The following is a 21,145-nucleotide window of genomic DNA, read 5'->3' on the forward strand; positions in this document are numbered from 1 at the left end:
ACCGCTCACCTGGTGCGTTGTGAGCGCCACACCAGGAACAGCGCCGAGGCGACTGCCGCACCCCGCACCACCCACGGCCACGTCCCGGCGATCGCGTCGTTCATGTGGCCCTGCGCGATCGGGGCGCCCCAGCGGCCGTTGGCCCTGCCCCACAGCCAGACCAGCCCGGCGGCGACGGCGGTGCCGGGCAGGACCATCACGGCCACCTTGGTCTCCACGGCGGTCAGCCGCCGGGAGCCGTAGGCGATCACCCAGCCGAGGAGCAGCGCGAACCAGTTGCCGAGCACCGCGCCGGCCACCAGCGCGGCGGCGGCCAGCAGCAGAAGGGGGTTGGTCCAGCCGGCGGCCGGGCGGGGCACCAGGGGCCGGCGCCGGGCGGGCTCGGCCTCCGCCGCGGGCTCGGTGGCGGCCTGCTTCGGCCCGGCGCTCTCTGCCGGCGCCTTCTCCTTCGGCGGGCGCTGGAGCAGCTCCGGGATCTCCACCCCTCCCACGAACCCCGGCACCGAGTCCGTCTCCGCCGAGACGCCGAACGGATTCCCGCCGACGCGCCACCAGTCGGGCCCCGCCGCGCCGTCCCCGAGTTCGTGCGCGGCGGCCAGGTGCGGTGGAGAGGGGGCGTCGCGCGGGACGGAGGGCGCGGGCTCCGGGCCGGTCGCGGAGGAGCGCGGGCGCGGGACGACGCGGCGCAGCCCCTTGCGGCGCTCCCCGGTCCCGTCCCTGCCGCCGTCCGCGGGCTCCGCCTTCGGCTGACGCATCGGCACCGGCTGTACGGGCACGGCGGCGGGCGGTGGCTGCGGAACCCGGCCGGTGCCCGACCCGCCGCCCGCGGCCGCCACCACCTCGTCCGGGGTGCCCAGCCGGTCCAGGATGCGGCGGACCGCCGCGGGGCTGTCGACCGTCGCCCCGGCCCGGTGCCGTTCGATCTCGCCCCGCAGCTCCGACACGAGCCGCATCCGCGTGGCCGACGGCAGCTGCCGTTGCTGAGCGATGTCCCCGACACGGCTCAGGTATTCGTAGACGACCTGGTCGCTCTCGATCCCCAACGGAACCCCTCCGGGGCGACGGCGATGAAACCCCGTGAGGACGGTAGCGCAGAGACGTGTCCCCCGGGCCCGTCCCGGGTCCCGGGGCGCCCCCCTCGGGGGTTGCAGCCGCTACCGTGGGTCAGATGAGCCAAGCGGCCCGCCCAGCACCCCGTTCCCTGGCGGAGGCACTCCGCGCGCGGGACGACGCCTCCCTGGCCGCGCTGTTGCGCAGCCGCCCCGACCTCATCACGCCGGTCCCGACCGACCTCACCCAGCTGGCCACCCGCGCCGGCACCCGGGCCTCGGTGCTGCGGGCGCTGGAGCGGCTCGACCGGTTCGCGTTGCAGACGGCGGAGGCGCTGGCCGTGGCCCCGGACCCGGCGTCGTACGACGCGCTGCTCGGTCTGATGGCCGGGGACGCCGGGGACGAGACGGTCGCCGCCGCGCTGCCGCACGCCCTCGCCACCCTGCGCGAGCAGGCGCTGGTGTGGGGCGACGACGAGCGGCTGCGGCTGGTCCGCACGGCCCGCGAACTCCTCGCGCCGTCCCCGCAGCACCCCTCCCCGACCGGCCTCGGGCCCACCGTGCAGGAGGCCACCTCGGGTATGTCGCCGGGCCGCATCCAGGAGATCGTCACGGCGGCCGGGCTGCCCTCGACCCATGACTCGGTGTCCGCCGTGGCCGCGCTCACCGCGCTGTTCTCGGACCGGAAGAAGATGGCGAAGCTGCTCGCCGGGGCCCCGGAACCCGCCCAGGACGTGCTGTCGCGGCTGGTGTGGGGGCCGCCGTACGGGCAGGTCACCCCGGAACCGGCAGCGCATCTGCGCTGGCTGCTGGACCGCGGTCTGCTGCTGCCGACCGCGCCCGGCACGGTCGTGCTGCCGCGCGAGGTGGCGCTGCATCTGCGTCAGGGCCGCGCCCACCGCGCGCCCGAGCCGCTGCCGCCCGCCGTCGAACCGGGCACGACGCACAGCCCCCGGATGGTGGACGCGACGGCGGCCGGGCAGGCGTACACCGCGCTCGCCACGGTCGAGGAGCTGCTGAAGGACTGGGACGAGGGCGGCCCGGCGGTCCTGCGGGCCGGCGGCCTGAGCGTCCGTGACCTGAAGCGGACCGCCGTGGCCCTGGACGCGTCCGAGCCGGTCACCGCGTTCTGGGTGGAGCTTGCCTACGCCGCCGGCCTGATCGCGTCCGACGGCGAGGCCGACGAGCGCTACGCGGCCACGCCCGCCTACGACGAGTGGCTGGAGCGCCCCGCCGCCGAGCGCTGGGCCCGTCTCGCGGAGGCCTGGCTGGCGGCCACCCGGACGGCGGGGCTGGTCGGCGGTCGGGACGCGAAGGACCGTACGCTCGCCGCGCTCGGCCCGGGCCTGGACCGCTCGGCCGCGCCCGAGGTACGGCACCGGGTGCTGACGCTGCTGTCCGGGCTGCCGGCGGCCACGGCGCCCGGCACCGACGCGGTGCTGGCCCGCCTGCGCTGGGAGCGCCCCCTGCGCGGCCCCAGGCAGCGGGACGACGAGGAGGACCTGCGCTCCCGGCTCGCCCGCTGGACCCTGTCCGAGGCGGAACTGCTGGGCGTCACCGGCCGGGGCGCCCTGTCGACGCACGGGCGGGCCCTTCTCGGCGCCCCGGCGCCCGGCATGGGCCCGCGTGCCGGAGCGAACAGCCCGGACAGGTCCCGGGCCACCACCGGCACTCCGTCGGCCACCACCGGCACCACATCCGGCAGCTCCGGCACCACATCCGGCAGCTCCGGCACCGCCCCGGCCGCCGCCGGGCCCACCGAGTCCCCCGGCCCCGGTGACAAGCTGCCCGTCCACCATCACCACCGGCCCGCCCCCGCCCTCACCCCGCTGTCCCCCGCCGAGCAGGCCGCGGCGACGGCCGCCGCCGCCCGGCTGCTCGCGCCGCTGCTCCCCGAGCCGCTGGACCACGTCCTGCTCCAGGCCGACCTGACGGCGGTGGCGCCGGGGCCGCTCCAGCGTCCCCTCGCCGATGTACTGGACGTGCTCGCGGACGTCGAGTCCAAGGGCGGCGCGACCGTGTACCGCTTCACCCCGGCCTCGGTGCGGCGCGCGCTGGACGCCGGTCACACCGCCACCGACCTGCAGGCCTTCCTCGCCGGGCACTCCCGCACCCCCGTGCCGCAGCCGCTCGCCTATCTGATCGACGACGTGGCCCGCAGGCACGGCCACCTCCGGGTCGGCGCTGCCTCGGCGTACGTGCGCTGCGACGACGACACGCTGCTGAACGAGATCATGGCCGACAAGCGCGCCGCCGCCCTGCGCCTGCGCCGCCTCGCCCCGACCGTGCTGGCCGCCCAGTCCGATCCGGCCACCCTGCTGGAGGGCCTGCGCGCGATGGGCTACGCACCGGCCGCCGAGTCGGCCGAGGGCGATGTCCTGATCGCGCGCGCCCACGCCCACCGCACCCCGCCGCGCACCGCGCCCGAGCCGGTCCCGGAGGGCCCGCCGCCGCCCGACTCCGCACTGCTCGCGGCGGCGATCCGCGCGATCCGGGCGGGTGACCTGGCCGCCACCACCCCGCGCAAGCCCGTCGGGGACCCGCTGTCGGGCGGCGCACCGCCCCGCACCTCCTCCGCCGAGACCCTGGCCACCGTGCAGGCCGCCGTGCTGACCGGCGCGTCCCTCTGGATCGGCTACGTCAACGCCGAGGGCGCCGCCAGTCAGCGTGTCATCGCCCCGGTCAAGGTGGAGGGCGGCTTCGTCACGGCGTACGACCACACCGCGGACGAGGTCCGCACCTTCCCCCTGCACCGGATCACGGGAGTGGCGGAGCTGGCGGAGGACTGAGGGTGATCGCCCGCGGGTGCGGCACACTGGATGTTTGGCCCCGTCCAGCCGTTCGGAAAGGCAGCCCGCGTGAACGGTCCCCTCATCGTCCAGTCCGACAAGACCCTGCTCCTGGAAGTCGACCACGAGCAGGCCGGCGACTGCCGTCGGGCCATCGCGCCGTTCGCCGAACTGGAGCGGGCCCCCGAGCACATCCACACCTACCGGGTCACCCCGCTCGGGCTGTGGAACGCGCGTGCCGCCGGGCACGACGCCGAGCAGGTCGTGGACGCGCTGGTGCAGTACAGCCGGTACCCGGTGCCGCACGCGCTGCTCGTGGACGTCGCCGAGACGATGGACCGCTACGGGCGGCTCACGCTCTCCAAGCACCCGGCGCACGGACTCGTGCTGACCACCACCGACCGGCCGGTGCTGGAGGAGGTGCTGAAGTCCAAGCGGATCAGTCCGCTGGTCGGGGCGCGGATCGACCCGGACACGGTCGTCGTGCACCCCTCCGAGCGCGGGCAGATCAAGCAGGTGCTGCTGAAGCTGGGCTGGCCGGCCGAGGACCTCGCCGGGTACGTCGACGGTGAGGCGCACCCGATCGAGCTGCTGGAGGACGGCTGGGCGCTTCGGCCGTACCAGAAGCAGGCCGTGGAGAACTTCTGGCACGGCGGCAGCGGTGTCGTGGTGCTGCCGTGCGGCGCCGGCAAGACGCTGGTCGGGGCCGGGTCGATGGCACAGGCCAAGTCCACCACCCTGATCCTGGTCACCAACACCGTCTCCGCCCGGCAGTGGAAGCACGAGCTGGTGAAGCGGACCTCGCTGACCGAGGACGAGATCGGCGAGTACAGCGGCACGCGGAAGGAGATCCGCCCGGTCACCATCGCCACCTACCAGGTGCTGACCACGAAGCGGAAGGGGATCTATCCCCACCTGGAACTCTTCGACTCCCGGGACTGGGGTCTGATCGTCTACGACGAGGTGCATCTGCTGCCCGCTCCTGTCTTCAAGTTCACCGCCGACCTGCAGGCACGCCGCCGGCTTGGCCTCACCGCGACGCTGGTGCGTGAGGACGGCCGGGAGTCGGACGTGTTCTCGCTCATCGGGCCGAAGCGGTTCGACGCGCCCTGGAAGGAGATCGAGGCGCAGGGTTACATCGCGCCCGCCGACTGCGTCGAGGTCCGGGTCAATCTGACGGACTCCGAGCGGCTGGCGTACGCCACGGCCGAGACCGAGGAGAAGTACCGCTTCTGTGCGACGACGGACACCAAGCGGAAGGTGACGGAGGCGATCGTGCGCCGGTTCGCCGGGCAGCAGATTCTCGTCATCGGCCAGTACATCGACCAACTCGACGAACTGGGCGAGCACTTGAACGCCCCGGTGATCAAGGGCGAGACGTCCAACGCCCAGCGCGAGAAGCTCTTCGACGCCTTCCGTGAGGGCGAGATCAGCGTGCTGGTGGTGTCGAAGGTCGCCAACTTCTCGATCGACCTGCCCGAGGCGACGGTCGCCATCCAGGTGTCCGGCACCTTCGGCTCCCGACAGGAGGAGGCCCAGCGCCTCGGCCGGGTCCTGCGCCCCAAGGCCGACGGCCACCAGGCGCACTTCTACTCGGTCGTCGCCCGCGACACCATCGACCAGGACTTCGCCGCCCACCGGCAGCGCTTCCTGGCCGAACAGGGCTACGCCTACCGGATCGTGGACGCCGACGAGATCCTGGCGGAGGACAGCACGGGCTGAGCCGCCGGGACGGCCGCGCGGTCACTTACGGCGTATGCCCGCTTCCTCGCCGTACTCACCGAGGATGATCACGCCGAACGCGGCCTCCGCGAACACCTTGAGGGCGCGCAGGGCGTTGCCGAGCCGGTGGTGGTGCGGGCCGTCCACGGCCGTGGCCCCGGCCGGTGGTCCGGAAGGGCCTGGAGAGATGGTTGCTGCGCTCATGTGTCCATGGTGGATCGCCGGACATAAGAGCCGCATCGGTCTGCGGTGCCAATTCCGGACGCCTCCGCGTAGATCTCCGGGTGGACTCCGGCCCCTACTCCGGGGCCGCGCATCCCCTAGGGCGTGTTTCGAAAGTAGCGTCGTCCGCCCGGAGGGCGGGGTCCGCGGCGTCTGGTGCGGTGCATCGCAAGGCGGAAGGTCGTCCTCGTACCGGGCGTACGTGGACGATCCCGACAACGCGGCGAGGTGCCGTGCCAGGCGTCGCGGACCAGACGGGACTTTCGAAACACGCCCTAGGTGGGGCCCGTCCGACCATTCGCGTCGTTGCCCGAAGGTCGGTCGCGCGGCGTCAGGTGCGTGCTCTGGGCGTGCCGGCCCCAGGCCCTCGTACCGGACGTACTCGGTGCGGGGTGCGTGCAGGGCGTCGCGCGGCAGACGGGAATGGTCGGACAGGCCCTCCAGCGGGCGGCCACAAGCCGTGACGCGCACCCGGCGGCCCAGAAATTCATTGGCCTCGCCCCCGCGTGCTCCCCTAAAATCTCCGCTCTTGCCCGCCTCCCCTCCGCGGAGTGCCGTCGCCCGGTCGGAAACCGGGCGGCATCGTCGTAGCCACCCAGCAGGTCCACCGGAGGCACCCCGTGCTCACGTCCACGCCCGACGACGATCCCCTCGCCCGAGAACGTTCCCACCTCGCGGCCTCCCGTGCCGCGCTGCGCGCCATGCGCGAGGACGTCGAGGCGCTGGACATCCGGGACGTCACCGCGAACTGGGTCAACGCCGAAGTGCTGTCCCGCCAGATCGACGAGCGGATCAAGGCGCTGGCCGACCTCAGCGACACCCCGCTGTTCTTCGGCCGGCTGGACTACCTGCACACGCCCGGCGCCGACCAGGCGGAAGGGGCGTACGGGGAGCGGTTCTACATCGGGCGGCGGCACGTTCACGACGCCGACGGCGACCCCATGGTCATCGACTGGCGTGCCCCGGTCTCGCAGCCGTTCTACCGGGCGTCCAAGAAGGACCCGATGGACGTCGCGCTGCGCCGCCGCTTCGGCTACACCGGCGGCGAGCTGACCGCGTACGAGGACGAGCACCTCTCCGACCCGACCGAGGCGGCCACCGCCAGCAAGCTGCTCCAGCAGGAGATCGAGCGGCCGCGCGTCGGCCCCATGCGGGACATCGTCGCCACCATCCAGCCCGAGCAGGACGAGATCGTCCGCGCCGGCCTGTCCGGCACGGTCTGCGTCCAGGGCGGCCCCGGCACCGGAAAGACCGCCGTCGGCCTGCACCGGGTCGCGTACCTCCTCTACGCCCACCGGGAGCGGCTGGCCCGCACCGGCACCCTCGTCATCGGGCCGAACAGGTCCTTCCTGCACTACATCGAGCAAGTCCTGCCCGCCCTGGGCGAGCTGACGGTGCAGCAGGCCACCGTGGACGACCTGGTCGCCCGCGTCGAGGTGCGCGGCACGGACGACGCGGCGGCGGCCGTGATCAAGGGCGACGCCCGGATGGCGCAGGTGCTGCGCCGGGCCCTGTACTCCCATGTGACCCTGCCGACGGAGCCGGTCGTGGTGGTGCGCGGCTCGCGGCGCTGGCGGGTCCCTGCGTACGAACTCGAGGACATCGTCCGGGAGTTGCTTGAGCGGGACATGCGTTACGGCGCCGCCCGCGAGGCCCTGCCGCAGCGGATCGCGCACGCGGTGCTGGTGCAGATGGAGCGGTCCGGGGAGGCGCCGGACGACCGGGTGCAGGACGCGGTGGCCCGCAACAGCGCGGTGAAGGCGGCGGTGAAGTCGATCTGGCCGCAGGTGGACCCGGCGAAACTCGTCCTCCGCCTGCTGACGGACGCGGACTTCCTCGCCGAGCACGCCGCCGGGATCCTGGACGGGGACGAGCAGAAGACGGTCCTGTGGGCCAGGCCGGTGCGCAGCGTGAAGTCGGCCCAGTGGTCGCCGGCGGACGCGGTGCTGGTCGACGAGGCGGCCGACCTGATCCAGCGCACGCACTCGCTGGGCCATGTCGTCCTGGACGAGGCGCAGGACCTGTCCCCCATGCAGTACCGGGCCGTCGGCCGCCGCTGCACCACGGGCAGCGCGACCGTCCTCGGCGACCTCGCGCAGGGCACGACCCCGTGGGCGACCCGCAGCTGGGAGGAAGCGCTGGCCCACCTCGGCAAGCCGGAGGGGGTCATCGAGGAGCTGACAGCGGGTTTCCGTGTCCCGACGGACGTCATCGCCTACGCCTCCCGCCTCCTGCCGCACATCGCCCCGGGCCTCACCCCGGTCGCCTCCGTCCGTGAGAACCCCGGCTTCTTCGAGATCCGTACGACCGGCGGGACGTCCGAGGTCATCGCCGCCTGCGAGGAGTTGCTGCGCAACGAGGGCTCGACCGGCCTCATCGCGGCCGACGCCCGCGTCCCGGCGCTCGCCGAGGCCCTGACGGCCGCGGGGATCACCTGTCTCGCCCCCGGCGAGGAGACCACCCGGGACACCCGGCTCACCCTGGTCCCGGCCTCCCTCGCCAAGGGCCTGGAGTACGACTACGTGATCCTGGACGAGCCCCGGGCGGTGGTGGACGGCGAACCGGACGAGCGCACGGGGCTGCGGCGGCTGTACGTGGCGCTCACGCGAGCGGTGTCGGGTCTGATCGTGACCCATTCGGCACCGGTACCGGCTCAGTTGGCCTGACCGCGCCCGGCTAGGGTGTCGTGCCGTCCTGGCATGTCCCCATGGAAAGGCCTCCGTTGAGCACTCCACCGCCTCCGCACCCCGCGTACCAGCAGACCCCGGGTCCCTACCAGCAGGCACCGGCGGGGTACCCGCAGGCGCCGGGCGGCTACCCGCACACCCCCGCGGGCTACCAGCAGGCACCGGGGCCGTACCAGGCACCGGGGCCCTACCAGCAGGCCCCGTCGGGACACCCGCAGGCGCCGGTGGGCCACCCCCAGCCCACAGGGCCGTACGACCAGGCGCCGGGCGGCTACGGGCAGGCTCCCCACCAGCAGGCGCCGGGCGGCTACGGCCAGTCCCCGTCCCCGCAGGCCCCCGGCGCGTACGCGGGCGCTCCCGGTCCCGGGTGCGACGTGTGCGGAGCCGCGCCCGCCGCGCGAGTGACGATCCGCGGCCACCAGGGCATGCTGATCGTGATGCGGAATCTGTGGCGGAAGGGCACCTTCTGCCAGACCTGCGCGCTCGCCGTCTTCCGGAAGATGCAGTCGGACACGATGGCACAGGGCTGGTGGGGTCCGATGTCGATGATCATCACGCCCATCACGCTGCTGATCAACCTCTTCACCCTGTCCAGGATCCGGAAGCTTCCGGCGCCCACGGCCGCCTTCGGCCCCGGCCTGGACCCCGGCCGCCCGGTCCTGCGGCGTCCGGCCGGAATGATCGGGCTGGTCCCGCTCAGCGGCTTCTGTCTGGTGTTCCTCTTCGTCCTCGTCGCGCTCGCGACCGCGTGACGACACTGGGCGGGGCTCTTCTACTCTCCGTCCAGCACCCTCCGCCACTCGGCCACGGCCTCCTCGGAAACCGCCCCGTCCCACCCCGCGGAGCGTGCCGCGCCGCCGATGTGGAAGGCGCCGATCCCCGCGGCCCTCAGCCGCGGGACGTGCTCCAGGCGCAGCCCGCCGCCGACCAGGAGTTCCTGGGCGTATCCCGGCTCACCGCGCCGCCCCGCCTCCGCGACCAGCGTCGGCAGCCCCTCGTCCACCCCGGCGGGGGACCCGGCCGTCAGGTAGCTGTCGAGGCCGGGGAGGCCGGCGAGCCGCTTGCGCAGGGCCTCGCGGTCGGCGGCGCGGTCGATCGCCCGGTGGAACGTCCACGCGCAGCCCTCCAGCACGCCGGCCAGCCGCTCCACCGCCGCGAGGTCCACCCCGCCGTCCCCGTCGAGGAAGCCGAGCACGAACTGGTCGGCGCCGGCCTCGCGCAGCTCGCCCGCCACGCCGACGAGCCGTGAGACGTCACCGGCCGCGAATCCGTCCGTGAGGCGGAGCATCACGCGCAGGTCGATGTCGACGGCGGCCCGGATCCCGGCGAAGACGGACGCCGACGGGGTGAGCCCGTCGGCCGCCATGTCGGTGACGAGTTCCAGGCGGTCCGCGCCTCCGGCCTGGGCGGCGACCGCGTCCTCGATGTCGAGGGCGATCACCTCCAGGACTGCACGCTTGCTCATGGCACCCCATTCGTCGGCGTTCGGCTCCGCGGCGCGTACCGCCGACGGCTCTACAGGTCTAGTCCAATTCCAAGACTACCCCTGTGCCCGGCGGGGGTGTCCCTCACCCGAAGATGTTGAGGTCCCCCTCCCGGGCGCCGGCCAGCTCGTACCCGTCCCCGTTCACCCGGCGCCCGGCGTACAGCCGTACCAGGGTGGCCGCGTCGCCGATGTACCGCGCGGGCGGAGCCGCCGCCACGACCGCGCCGAACCGCAGCGGCTCGTCCACGTCGTCCAGATCGGCGTGCAGCGGCAGGTGCTCCCTCTCCCGGGTGATCCGGGCGAGCAACGTCAGCGCGTCCGGCAGCCCGGCCCCCGCGTACGCCCCCGGCACATCGAGGACGTCGCGCACGTCACCGGCGTGCACCCACTCCCCCAGCGCGATCACGTCGAGCACTCCGCCCGCCGCGGCGATCACCGGCCCGGCCTCGGTCATCCCGCGCTCCAGCTCGTCCACGACCTGCGCGTTCGACCACTCGGCCCGCTCGGCGATGTCCCGGTCGTTGGACTCGGGCGAGAACACGCCCTTCTCGAACCGGCTCTCCACCACCCGCGTCAACACGGCCGAACAGTGCGCCAGCACATCCCGCACCGACCACCCGGGACACGCGGTGGCCGGCATCGCGAAGTCCGCGTCCGGGCGCGAGCGCAGCAGCGGTATCAGGGCGTCCCGCTCGACGGCGAGCAGCCGACCGGGGAGCTCGGGGTCCCGTACTTCCTGTGCATCAGTCATGGGGCCCACGCTAGGGGCGCCGACGGCACGCGTCACGGAAGAATGGGCACATGGCCGACCTCGACGCCCTGCGCCTCCGCTTCGCCCGCGCGCTGGAAGCAGCCCGCGCGCCCGGCGGCGGCCCGGACCCCACGCCGTACGCCGACAACCTGCTCGCCCGCTGGCAGGAGCCGCAGCGCCGGTACCACACCGTCGGGCATCTGGCGGCGGTCCTCGACCACATCGACGCGCTGGAGAAGTACGCGGCCGACCCGGACGTCGTACGCCTGGCGGCCTGGTTCCACGACGCCGTCCATCTGCCCGAACGGTCCGAGAACGAGGAGCGGTCGGCACGGCTCGCCGAGCGCGCCCTGCCGGAGGCGGGCGTGCCGGACACGAAGACCGCCGAGGTGGCCCGCCTGGTCCGGCTCACCGTCACCCACGACCCGGCCGCCGACGACCGCGACGGCCAGGTGCTGTGCGACGCCGACCTCGCGATCCTGGCGGCGCCCCCGTCGGCGTACGGCGTCTACACCGCCGAGGTGCGTGCGGAGTACCACTTCGTGCCGAACGACGCCTTCCGCGAGGGACGCTCGGCGGTCCTGCGCCAACTCCTCGGCCTGCCCAGCCTGTTCCACACCCCGTACGGCCAGGAGCACTGGGAGGCCACCGCCCGCCACAACCTCGTCTCGGAGCTGGAGATGCTGTCGGTCTGAGAAGCCCTCTGCCGGCCGTCGGCCCACCGGAAGGGAGCGGAGAGCCACGGGCCGCCGGGATGGTCACACGCTCGGACAACGCGGCCGAGGGGGGAAACCGGTCGGCGTCGGTAATGCTGTCGACCCGCCGTCCGCCGCCCCCTAGGGTTCGCCCTATGCGACCGATAAACGGGGACGATGTGACCGAGGCCGTGGCGGGCGCCACGGCGGCACTGCGAGCGGCGGAGGACCGTGACTGGAAGGCCGTACCGGCCGGGGCGCTGGAGTGGGACTGCCGCACCACCGCGGTCCATGTCGCCGACGACCTCATCGCCTACGCCGCCAACCTGGCCGGACGCGCGCAGGACGCCTACCTCCCCTTCGAGCTCACCCTCGACGAGGGCACCGGCAACACGGACCTGCTGCACGTCATCGAGACGACCGGCGCGCTGCTGGCCGCCGCCGTCCGCGCCGCGCCGCCCGGCGTCCGCGGCTTCCACCCCTACCCCTTCCGCAGCGCCGACGCCGAGGGCTTCGCGGCGATGGGCATCGCCGAGGTGCTGCTGCACACGCACGACATGGCCCAGGGCCTCGGCCTCCCCTACGAGCCGCCGGCCGCCCTCGTCGAGTCCCTGCTGGCCTGCCTCTTCCCGCACGTCCAGCCCGGTCCCGCCCCCTGGCCGACCCTGCTGTGGGCCACCGGCCGCGGCGAGCTGCCCGGCCGTGCCCCGGTCACCGAGTGGCGCTGGAGCAACAACCTCGTCATCCCGGCCGAGCGTGTCACGCTGACCGGCCTCCGCCCGGCCGCCGCGCAGGGTCTGCGCCTCGGCGGCGACGGCGGCTTCGGCTGGCTCGACGGCGGGCCGTACGAGGGCACGCGGGAGGCCGCAGGGATGCTGGTGAAGGCGTACGAAACCGGCGTGCACCGGCCGGAGTTCGGGGTCTTCGTGCTCGTCCGGCACGAGGACCGCCGCGCGATCGGCGGCATCGGCTTCCACGGCGTCCCCGACGAGGACGGCCGGGTGGAGATCGGCTACGACCTGGTCGAGGGCGCCCGCGGCCGGGGGTACGCCACCGAGGCCCTGCGCGCGCTCGCGGACTGGGCGCTGGCCCGCGACGACGTCAGCTCCGTGTTCGCGACCGTCGACCGGGACAACACCGCCTCCCAGGCGGTGGTCGGCCGAGCAGGGTTCGCTCGGGTCAGCGACGAGGGCGAGGAGTTCGCCTACGAACTGCGCCGCTGAGCGAGCCCTTTGCGTCTGCGCAGTCCCGACTCCCGCAGCAGCCGCACCACTTCACGGCTGCTGACCTCCATCGCGCCGGCCGCCACGGCGTCCGCGTACCGGTGCGACGGGAGGTCGTAGTGGTCGCGTTCGAAGGCGCGCCTCGGCACGCCCAGCGTCTCGGCGAACGCGTGCAGTTCGTCGTACGACACGTCGCTGACCAGGTGCGACCACATACGGCCGTGACCCGGCCAGGCGGGCGGGTCGATGTAGAGCGTCACGGGCGCCTCATCGCCTCACGAGGGGGGCGTCCCGCCCGTGGCGGAGCCCAGCGAGCCGACGGCCGCGACCTTCACGCCGGCCTTGTGGCACACCCAGTGCGGGTCGGGGCCCAGTTCGGGCTCCACGTCCAGCGCGTGCGGATCGCCGGAGACGCACACAGGGCACAGCGGCCAGCGGCCGTACCGCTCCAGCAGGGCGTCCTGTACGTCCTGGGCGACCAGCCCGGCGACATAGGGCGTGCCGTCCGGCCACTGCTCGAGCCACCAGCGGCGCTCGGCGACGGAGTCCTCCACCAGGGAGACCACGTCGGCCTTCGCCACCTCGCGCGCGACCAGGTCCGCGAGCACCAGGGCGCGGGCCGCGTGCAACGCCTGTTCCGAAGGACTCAGGGGACTGATGGGCTCCATGCAACCCATTGTGCGTACTCTTGACCGGGACGCCGAACCGAAAATATCTTTCATTCGTGACCCAGGACGTGAAGGAAATTTTCGGCAGTCCGGGCGGCTCGCTCGCCGCCAAGGTGCGCACCCTGGCCCCCTCCATGACCCGGTCCATGCACCGCGTCGCCGAGGCGGTGGCGAGCGACCCCGCCGGCTGCGCCGCCCTCACGGTCACCGGCCTCGCCGAGCTCACCGGCACCAGCGAGGCCACGGTCGTCCGCACCGCCCGGCTGCTCGGCTACCCCGGCTACCGCGACCTGCGCCTGGCACTCGCGGGCCTCGCCGCACAGCAGCAGTCCGGCCGGGCGCCGGCGATCACGACCGACATCGCGGTGGACGACCCCATCGCCGACGTCGTCACCAAGCTCGCCTACGAGGAGCAGCAGACCCTCGCCGACACGGCCGCCGGACTGGACACCGTCCAGCTCGGCGCGGCCGTCGGCGCGTTGGCCGCCGCCCGACGCACCGACGTGTACGGCATAGGAGCCTCCGGGCTCGTCGCCCAGGACCTCACGCAGAAACTGCTCCGCATAGGCCTCATAGCGCACGCCCACAGCGATCCGCACCTCGCCGTGACCAACGCGGTACAGCTCCGTTCGGGTGACGTGGCGATCGCCATCACCCACTCCGGCTCGACGGGGGACGTCATCGAGCCGCTGCGGGTCGCCTTCGAGCACGGGGCCACCACCGTGGCCATCACCGGCCGGCCGGACTCTCCGGTCACCCAGTACGCCGACCACGTGCTGACCACGTCCACCTCACGGGAGAGCGAGCTGCGACCGGCCGCGATGTCCTCGCGGACCAGTCAACTTCTCGTGGTGGACTGCCTGTTCGTGGGAGTGGCGCAGCGCACGTACGAGACGGCCGCGCCGGCTTTGGCCGCGTCGTACGAAGCGCTGGCCCATCGTCACCGTAGTTCTTCGCGATAGACCGTAGGGCCGACTGCCCGAGGGCGTCTGCGGGTCGTGTGCGGCCGGGTGGCTGCCCCGGGCGCCCCAGGGAGACCACCCGCCCCGAACCAGACAGCCGCCGGAGAAAGCCGCCTCCCTCATGAACTCGCCCGACCTGCGCAGGCAACTGGCCTCCCTGACCACCGAGGCCTTCCGTCCCGACCTCGCCGACATCGACCGCCTGCCCACCCTCGACATCGCCCGCCTGATGAACGGCGAGGACGCCGAAGTGCCCGCGGCCGTCGCCGGCCAGCTGCCCCGGATCGCCGCCGCCGTCGACGCCGTGGCCGAACGCATGACGCGCGGCGGGCGGCTGATCTACGCCGGCGCGGGCACCGCGGGCCGGCTCGGTGTGCTGGACGCCTCCGAGTGCCCGCCCACCTTCAACACCGATCCCGTGCAGGTCGTCGGCCTGATCGCGGGCGGGCCCGAGGCGTTGGTCACCTCGGTGGAGGGCGCCGAGGACTCCGGGGACCTGGCCCGGCAGGACCTGGACGCGCTGAAGCTCACCCCGGCCGACACCGTCGTCGGCATCTCCGCCTCCGGCCGCACCCCCTACGCGATCGGCGCCGTCGAACACGCCCGCGCGGTGGGCGCGCTGACCATCGGCCTGGCCTGCAACGAGCACAGCGCGCTCGCGGCCGCCGCCGAGCACGGCATCGAGGTGGTGGTCGGCCCCGAGCTGATCACCGGCTCCACCCGGCTGAAGGCGGGCACGGCACAGAAACTGGTCCTCAACATGCTCTCGACGATCACGATGATCCGGCTGGGCAAGACCTACGGGAACCTGATGGTCGACGTCCGCGCCTCGAACGACAAACTCCGGGCCCGCTCCCGACGGATCGTGTCCCTCGCCACGGGCGCGACGGACGACGAGATCGAGAAGGCCCTCACCGAGTCGGGCGGCGAGGTCAAGAACGCGATCCTCTCCCTCCTCACCGGCGTCGACGGCCCCACAGCCGCCCGCCTCCTGGAGGAGTCCGGGGGGCATCTGCGCGCGGCGCTGGGAGAGGCGCGACGCTGAGGCGGGAGTCGGGCAGGTGACGACGGAGCGGCGGGGGCCGCGGTGGAGGTGGCGGCGCCTCAGGAGCCGTCCCGGCGTGACGCTGGTGCGGTGCCGTCCAGGGTGGCCGCATCGGCGTGACGTGCGGCGGCGAGCGGTCGTTCCCCCGGCATGACGAAGACGAAGAAGCTCCTGGCGACCGCCGCGCTCACGGCCGGTTCCGCCGCCTCCCTCGCCGCCCCCGCGCACGCCGACGCCCTCACTGTTCCGGCGCACGCCGCCGCTCAGGGCCACTGGACCGCCACCGGTACCGCCGCCTGCGCCGACAACCTGCTCGTCATGCCCTTGGTCAAGTCCGCGTCCCCGCTGCCCCTGGGCAACTCCTTCCCCGCCTGCCGAGGGAACAGCCTGCTCCGCCAGGGCCACCACTGAGCCCTCACGACGCCTGCGAGACCCGTCGGCCCGGCCGTGTCGTGGTCGGTCTCGTAACCTTGGGGTCCGCAGTGGAGCCGGGCTCGCCGTCGGGCTCGCGCTGGACGCCGAGGAACTCCGAGGACTACGCAGACGACATGAACCACGCCCAGCTCGCCGCCCTGGGAAGGGCCCTTCGGTTGCTCGGGGAGCACGGGGAGGCCCTGACCGCCGACACCCCGGACGCCCGGCTGCACGAGATCAACGCGGATCTGCGCCGGGCGCTCGATCTGCTGGACGAGAGTGTCGCCGCCGGCGCGCCCGCCACCCGGTGCCCCGAACATCCGCAAGGGCCCGTCGACGAGAGCGCGCCCGATCTGTGTCTGCTGTGCGAGACGCGGCGGCGGGCCGCCCGGCGCTCGGAGTTCCAGGGGCGACAGGGTGCCGCCGAGCCCGTCGCCACCGCACCCTCGCGGTACGGGGTGCGTGGCGACCGGCCGCAGCCGCAGCAGCGGTGGCTGCCCGAGGCGTGGAACGGACGCGAGTGGCAGCTGTGCGGGACGCCGAGGAGGGACCGGCGGGAGGCCGAGGCCTATCTCGCCGCCCAGCGGCGTTCGTCGCGGCCCGCCATGGCGTACCGGCTCGTGCACGAGTTCACCGACTACGAGGTGCTGCGGGTGTGGGGCACGCCCGTGCACGTCGACATCGAACCCATGGGCAACCTGTAGGCCGCGTCAGGCCGGCCGCGGAAGCGGCGGGAAGTGGTGTCCCTCCCATATGCGTCTGCTCCGCTCCTCCGGGTACGGCGCCACGGACGGTTCCGCGTCCAGGATCTGCACCAGGCGGGTGTGCGGGTCGTGGGCCGGCCAGCCGGGGGTGCCCGTCCGCGCGAAGGCCGTCCAGGAACTGCGCATGAACGCCGACAGTCGCTCCGCCTCCGGTGTGGGTCTGCCGCCGGGGAAGAGCAGGCCGCCCAGGTCCGCGCCGTACGTGCCGAAGAGAAGCGGGATGTCCAGGGCGTGGCAGGCGCCCATCAGACCGCCGCTTTCGGGGGCCTGCCAGGTGAGTTCGTAGACGTGGGCCCGGCCGCCGCCGGTGTGCTGGGCCTCCGCCAGGCGCAGGCTCGGCATCGCGAACAGCCAGTCGGTCTGGACGCGTTCGAAGAGCTGTTCGGCGGAGGCGTCGGGGTAGGCCGCGCGGTAGGCCGTCTCGCCGGCCTCGCCGCCCGGCGCGTACAGCCGCAGGGTCGCCGCCGCCAGGTCGTCCGTGATCCTGCCGTAGCGGCCCGACATGACGTGGAACAGGCGGTACTCGTCGCGGTTGTGGCCGACGAGGAGGTCCACCTCGCGCCCCGCGCCCGCTGCCAGCGCCTCCCAGGGGGTGGTGGGGAGGATCTCGCCGTCGACGACCGGGGCGAAGGGAACGGTGGTCGGGGCGACCTGGCCCCAGCGGTCGGTGTACTGGGCCATCTTGGCGCCCAGCGCCGCGCCCGCCTCGGTGAGGCGACGGGGGTCCACCGTCGCCAGATCGGCGACCGTGGGACCGCGGCCCGCCTCGGCCGCCAGCGCCGCGGCCAGGTCGCGGGCCAGCTCCGCGGAGAAGAACGTGCCGGGCACGCTCTGGGCCACCGCGCGCCGGAACAGGCCGCGCGCTCTCGGCATCGCCATCAGGGAGGCGATGGAGCCCGCGCCCGCCGACTCGCCGAAGACCGTGACCCGGGACGGGTCGCCGCCGAAGGCCGCGATGTTCTCCTGGACCCACTCCAGGGCCGCCACCTGGTCCAGCAGGCCACGGTTGGCCGGGGCGCCGCCCCAGTGGGCGAAACCCTCCATCCCGACGCGGTAGTTGAAGGTGACGACCACCAGATCGCCCTCACGGACGAGGTGCTGCGGGTCGTAGCCGGGCTGGCCGCCGTGGCCCAGTTTGAAGGCGCCGCCGTGGATCCACACCATCACCGGACGGGCGGCGGACGGGTCGGGGTCGGGCGTCCAGACGTTGACCGTGAGCCAGTCGTCCGCCTGGGGGGCGGGGAGCCGGGCCGCACGCCCCAGGAAGCCGGTCTCCTGCGGGGGCGGCGGGCCGAACACGTACGCCTCGACGACGCCTTCCCAGGGGCGGGGCGGGCTCGGCGCCTGGAAGCGGGCCGCGCCGACCGGAGGTGCGGCGAACGGGATGCCCCGGAACACCGACAGGCCCCGCTCGCGCAGGCCGCGCACCGCGCCGGAGGCGGTGCGCACCACAGGGCCGTCGGTGTCCGGGGCGCCGCCTGCGGGGGCGCCGCTTTCCGGGGCCGGGGACTCGCTCGTCGTCATGCTCGCTCCTCGATCCTCACTGGTCATCAGAAGAACGCCCGGCGGCGATCACGAGTGCCCGTGGGAAAGCACCCGGAAGAAGGAGTTTCAGCTGAGCGTCTTCACGGAAGCCGCGTCGTACGGCTTCAGCTCGTCGAAGCGGTCGGCGAGCACCTTGGCCGCCCACTCGGGGTCCTGGAGCAGCGCGCGGCCCACAGCGACCATGTCGAACTCCTCGGCCTCCAGACGGTCGAGGAGGTTGTCGATGCCCTTGACCGGCGAACCCTCGCCCTGGAAGGCGTTGATGAAGTCGCCGTCGAGGCCGACCGAGCCGACCGTGATGGTCTGCTTGCCGGTGAGCTTCTTCGTCCAGCCGGCCAGGTTCAGGTCCGAGCCGTCGAACTCGGGCAGCCAGTAGCGGCGGGTGGAGGCGTGGAAGACGTCGACGCCGGCCGCGGCGAGCGGGCTGAGGATCGCCTCCAGTTCCTGGGGGGTCTCGGCGAGCCGGGCGGTGTAGTCCTGCTGCTTCCACTGCGAGTAGCGGAAGATGACCGGGAACTCCGCGGAGACCCGCTCGCGCACCGCCGCGACGATCTCCGCGGCGAACCTGGTGCGGGCCACCGGATCGCCGCCGTAGGCGTCGCTGCGGCGGTTGGTGCCCTCCCACAGGAACTGGTCGACGAGGTAGCCGTGGGCGCCGTGGATCTCCACGCCGTCGAAGCCGATGCGCTCGGCGTCCGCGGCGGCGTGGGCGAACGCGGCGACGACGTCGTCCAGGTCCTTCTTGGCCATGGCCTTGCCGGTGGGCTCGGCGCCCGCGGTGACCAGGCCGGAGGGGCCCATCGCGGGGGCGTCCGGGAAGGGGGCGTCGCCGTCCTTGCGGACCATGCCGATGTGCCACAGCTGCGGGACGATCGTGCCGCCCGCCCTGTGCACGTCCTCGGCGACCTTCGCCCAGCCCGCCAGCTGCTCCTCGCCGTGGAACCGCGGCACCCGGTCGCTCTGGCCGGCCGACGCGTGGCCCACGTACGTGCCCTCGGTGACGATCAGGCCGACGCCGGCGGCGGCGCGGCGTGCGTAGTACGAGCGCACGTCCTCGCCGGGGACGCCGCCAGGGGAGAACATGCGGGTCATAGGCGCCATCACGATGCGGTTCGGCACGGTGAGGCCGTTCAGCGCGATCGGGCGGGACAGGATCTGGGCCGCGCGGGAAGCGGGTGTCGTGACGGTCACGTGGGGGCTCCTGGTGAATGACTCTGCTGACCGGACGGTATGTGAGCACGCATTGTTGCAGCTTCTGAAGTAACCGCCTATGCGCCGGACCACATTCCGGCCCTGCCGGAGCCGTCATGTGACGCCACTCACACTGGCCCGGTTCAACTGCCGCACCCGCTCCCGCAGCACCACCTCCGGCGGCGCCGGCTCCACCGACTCCCCACTCCCGCCCACCGCCGACGGGACGCAGCTGCACCCGGCCGCCCACGCGTCCCATCACCTCACCGAGCCGCCCGCTGCGCGCGTCGACGGCGTACTCGCGCGCGCGGTTCAAGGCGGCCGCCAGCCGGGAGGCCACACCGACGTTGCAGCGACCCAGATCGACCAGGGCGTACGGATCCTCGCCCGAGACGCTCAGCGGGTCGACCCGGAGGGAGGGCAGGACGACGCCGACCCGGCACAGGGCCGCGCGCAGCCGCTCGACGGCTTCCCCGGCCGTCCGGGCGGACCTGTCGTCGGCGTTGGTTTCCTTCACTTCCATTGCGCCATTCCCTCCACGCTGAGTGCTCCCTTTCGCCACACAGCGTGGCCACCCGCGGCCTAACCTGGCCAGACACGGCGCCCCAACAGGCTCTGCTGTCGGACCAGGAGCAGTCATGGCAGGACCGAAGAACCTCGACCCGTCGTCATCACCGCGCGCCCTGCTGGGCGCGGAGTTACGGCACGCCCGTGAACGCAAGGGGCTGAGCCAGGAGCAGTTGGGGCAGCGGCTGTTCGTCAGCGGGTCGTTCATCGGCCAGTTGGAGGCAGGCACCCGGCGAATGCAGCCGGAGTACGCGCGGATGCTGGACGAGGTGCTGGAGACGGACGGCTTCTTCCAGCGGAACTGCGGGGCGGCGGCCAAGTCGAGGTATCAGTATCCGGCGCACTTCACAGAGGTGACGGAGACCGAGGCTCAAGCCACCACGATCAGGGAGTACACGCCGCTCCTGATCCCCGGGTTGCTCCAGACTCCCGCTTACGCACGAGCCGTGAACCGTGCGTACGACCCCACGGTGCAGGAGGAGACCGTCGAGCAATGGGTCGCGGGCAGGATGGAGCGGACCCGCATCCTCGACCATCCAACAAAGCCGGTGTTGTGGGCAGTCCTGGACGAGGCCGCATTGCGCCGGGAGACCGGCGGTCGAACGGTGATGGCGGAGGCTCTGCACCACATCGCGGGTCTGGCCCGAAGGAGTCGAGCCATTGTGCAGGTGCTGCCGTTCGGCGCGGGAGCGCACTCGGCGATGCAAGGCGCTCTGAAGCTCATGGAGTTCGAGGACGCCCCTCCGCTGGCCTACTTCGAGGGAGTACGCCACGGACGGCTGGAGGACGACCCAGCCACGGTCACCCAACAGCGGTTCACGTTCGACCTCCTCGTGGCCGTCGCGCTCTCACAGGAGAAGTCCCTGGCCCTGATCGAGGCGCTGGCGCAGGATTACACCCATGAGGAACACCCCTGACGTGAGCACGGCCGAATGGCGCAAGTCGAGCTACAGCGGCGGTGGAGGCGACAACTGCCTGGAAGTCGCCCCCGGCCACCCCGCCCTCGTCCCCGTCCGCGACTCCAAGAACCCCGACGGCCCGAAGCTGGTGCTCTCGGCCGAGGCCTGGTCGGCGTTCGTCTCGGGACTCAAGCCCTGAGCTTCGAGCCCTCTTTTCAAGGAACGGGCGGAGGGCTCACCCCCCTCCCACGCTTCGAGTTGACGTCACGCGTTCGACCTGCCACGCACAGTCACGAGACTCCAGCGTGCCCGTATAACGAACAGCCCCCGTCAGGTGCGGGAACACCTGCGGGGGCTTGACCGACGACCACGCCGACTGAGCCCGCACCCCGAAAACGCCCGAGGGCGGCACGCCGGCCGGAAGCCGGACGTGCCGCCCTCGGTCCGAAGGACAGGCGATCAACCC

21 protein-coding genes are annotated in these 21,145 nt (G+C 73.3%); 13 read left to right on the forward strand and 8 right to left on the reverse strand.

The genetic code is table 11. From position 1 onward, the window contains the following. Nucleotides 1-5 precede the first annotated feature (5 nt). Nucleotides 6-1,043, reverse strand: a complete 1,038-nt coding sequence (locus AC5WRT_RS01900; RefSeq protein WP_496091873.1) for a hypothetical protein — start codon at nt 1,041-1,043, stop codon at nt 6-8. 125 nt (nt 1,044-1,168) lie between these two features. On the opposite strand from AC5WRT_RS01900, the gene AC5WRT_RS01905 reads away from it, so the two are divergent. Next, nucleotides 1,169-3,838: a helicase-associated domain-containing protein gene (locus AC5WRT_RS01905; protein WP_496099866.1), complete on the forward strand. Its 2,670-nt coding sequence runs from the start codon at nt 1,169-1,171 to the stop codon at nt 3,836-3,838. Between the two features lie 69 nt (nt 3,839-3,907). Beyond that, nucleotides 3,908-5,560, forward strand: a complete 1,653-nt coding sequence (locus AC5WRT_RS01910; RefSeq protein ID WP_496091875.1) for a DNA repair helicase XPB — start codon at nt 3,908-3,910, stop codon at nt 5,558-5,560. Between the two features lie 21 nt (nt 5,561-5,581). Here AC5WRT_RS01910 and AC5WRT_RS01915 read toward each other — a convergent pair whose 3' ends face one another. Continuing rightward, nucleotides 5,582-5,764, reverse strand: a complete 183-nt coding sequence (locus AC5WRT_RS01915; protein ID WP_496091876.1) for a hypothetical protein — start codon at nt 5,762-5,764, stop codon at nt 5,582-5,584. A 719-nt stretch (nt 5,765-6,483) separates the two neighbouring features. Here AC5WRT_RS01915 and AC5WRT_RS01920 point away from each other — a divergent pair. Together AC5WRT_RS01920 and AC5WRT_RS01925 are read left to right on the forward strand one after the other, a co-directional pair. After that, nucleotides 6,484-8,448: a HelD family protein gene (locus AC5WRT_RS01920; RefSeq protein WP_496092005.1), complete on the forward strand. Its 1,965-nt coding sequence runs from the start codon at nt 6,484-6,486 to the stop codon at nt 8,446-8,448. A gap of 56 nt (nt 8,449-8,504) precedes the next feature. After that, nucleotides 8,505-9,221 carry an LppU/SCO3897 family protein gene (locus AC5WRT_RS01925; protein WP_496091877.1) on the forward strand — a complete coding sequence of 239 codons (717 nt, stop codon included), beginning with the start codon at nt 8,505-8,507 and terminating at the stop codon, nt 9,219-9,221. A gap of 20 nt (nt 9,222-9,241) precedes the next feature. On the opposite strand, the gene AC5WRT_RS01930 is transcribed toward AC5WRT_RS01925, so the two are convergent. Then, nucleotides 9,242-9,934, reverse strand: a complete 693-nt coding sequence (locus tag AC5WRT_RS01930) for a copper homeostasis protein CutC (RefSeq protein WP_496091878.1) — start codon at nt 9,932-9,934, stop codon at nt 9,242-9,244. Nucleotides 9,935-10,037: 103 nt separating this feature from the next. Next, nucleotides 10,038-10,706 (reverse strand): maleylpyruvate isomerase family mycothiol-dependent enzyme, encoded by a 669-nt coding sequence (locus AC5WRT_RS01935; protein WP_496099867.1) that lies wholly within the window; start codon nt 10,704-10,706, stop codon nt 10,038-10,040. Between the two features lie 50 nt (nt 10,707-10,756). On the opposite strand from AC5WRT_RS01935, the gene AC5WRT_RS01940 reads away from it, so the two are divergent. After that, nucleotides 10,757-11,401 carry an HD domain-containing protein gene (locus tag AC5WRT_RS01940; RefSeq protein WP_496091880.1) on the forward strand — a complete coding sequence of 215 codons (645 nt, stop codon included), beginning with the start codon at nt 10,757-10,759 and terminating at the stop codon, nt 11,399-11,401. Nucleotides 11,402-11,556: 155 nt separating this feature from the next. After that, nucleotides 11,557-12,624, forward strand: coding sequence for a GNAT family N-acetyltransferase (locus AC5WRT_RS01945; RefSeq protein WP_496091881.1), 1,068 nt, complete (start codon nt 11,557-11,559; stop codon nt 12,622-12,624). On the opposite strand, the gene AC5WRT_RS01950 is transcribed toward AC5WRT_RS01945, so the two are convergent. Both AC5WRT_RS01950 and AC5WRT_RS01955 read right to left on the reverse strand, forming a co-directional pair. After that, nucleotides 12,606-12,884: a DUF4031 domain-containing protein gene (locus AC5WRT_RS01950; protein WP_496091882.1), complete on the reverse strand. Its 279-nt coding sequence runs from the start codon at nt 12,882-12,884 to the stop codon at nt 12,606-12,608. The two genes, AC5WRT_RS01945 and AC5WRT_RS01950, sit on opposite strands and share 19 nt — an antisense overlap. Nucleotides 12,885-12,899: 15 nt before the next feature. Then, nucleotides 12,900-13,292: a DUF8819 family protein gene (locus AC5WRT_RS01955; protein ID WP_496091883.1), complete on the reverse strand. Its 393-nt coding sequence runs from the start codon at nt 13,290-13,292 to the stop codon at nt 12,900-12,902. 56 nt (nt 13,293-13,348) lie between these two features. Here AC5WRT_RS01955 and AC5WRT_RS01960 point away from each other — a divergent pair, with 56 nt between their 5' ends. The 4 genes from AC5WRT_RS01960 (at nt 13,349) to AC5WRT_RS01975 (ending at nt 16,417) form a co-directional block, all read left to right on the forward strand. Continuing rightward, a complete protein-coding gene (locus tag AC5WRT_RS01960) occupies nt 13,349-14,254 on the forward strand; it encodes a MurR/RpiR family transcriptional regulator (RefSeq protein WP_496091884.1) in 906 nt (301 codons plus the stop codon). Nucleotides 14,255-14,375: 121 nt separating this feature from the next. Then, nucleotides 14,376-15,299 (forward strand): N-acetylmuramic acid 6-phosphate etherase, encoded by a 924-nt coding sequence (murQ, locus tag AC5WRT_RS01965; protein WP_496091885.1) that lies wholly within the window; start codon nt 14,376-14,378, stop codon nt 15,297-15,299. Between the two features lie 150 nt (nt 15,300-15,449). Beyond that, entirely contained in the window at nt 15,450-15,710 is a 261-nt protein-coding gene (locus tag AC5WRT_RS01970) for a hypothetical protein (protein ID WP_496091886.1), read from the forward strand. Nucleotides 15,711-15,847: 137 nt separating this feature from the next. After that, a complete protein-coding gene (locus tag AC5WRT_RS01975) occupies nt 15,848-16,417 on the forward strand; it encodes a hypothetical protein (RefSeq protein WP_496091887.1) in 570 nt (189 codons plus the stop codon). A gap of 6 nt (nt 16,418-16,423) precedes the next feature. On the opposite strand, the gene AC5WRT_RS01980 is transcribed toward AC5WRT_RS01975, so the two are convergent. Beyond that, complete coding sequence (locus AC5WRT_RS01980; protein ID WP_496091888.1) at nt 16,424-18,001, reverse strand: carboxylesterase/lipase family protein; 1,578 nt, start codon at nt 17,999-18,001, stop codon at nt 16,424-16,426. 87 nt (nt 18,002-18,088) lie between these two features. After that, complete coding sequence (locus AC5WRT_RS01985) at nt 18,089-19,213, reverse strand: NADH:flavin oxidoreductase (protein WP_496091889.1); 1,125 nt, start codon at nt 19,211-19,213, stop codon at nt 18,089-18,091. A gap of 118 nt (nt 19,214-19,331) precedes the next feature. On the opposite strand from AC5WRT_RS01985, the gene AC5WRT_RS01990 reads away from it, so the two are divergent. Genes AC5WRT_RS01990 through AC5WRT_RS02000 form a run of 3 tightly spaced genes read left to right on the forward strand, consistent with a single transcriptional unit; the run spans nt 19,332 to nt 20,878 of the window. Beyond that, the gene (locus AC5WRT_RS01990) at nt 19,332-19,799 is read left to right on the forward strand and encodes a hypothetical protein (RefSeq protein ID WP_496091890.1); all 468 of its coding nucleotides are present in this window, start codon (nt 19,332-19,334) and stop codon (nt 19,797-19,799) included. A gap of 52 nt (nt 19,800-19,851) precedes the next feature. Further along, a complete protein-coding gene (locus AC5WRT_RS01995; RefSeq protein ID WP_496091891.1) occupies nt 19,852-20,697 on the forward strand; it encodes a helix-turn-helix domain-containing protein in 846 nt (281 codons plus the stop codon). Beyond that, a complete protein-coding gene (locus tag AC5WRT_RS02000) occupies nt 20,681-20,878 on the forward strand; it encodes a DUF397 domain-containing protein (protein ID WP_496091892.1) in 198 nt (65 codons plus the stop codon). The genes AC5WRT_RS01995 and AC5WRT_RS02000 overlap by 17 nt, the downstream gene beginning before the upstream one ends. Nucleotides 20,879-21,145: the final 267 nt, after the last annotated feature.

The organism is Streptomyces sp. NTD91, from assembly GCF_059510455.1.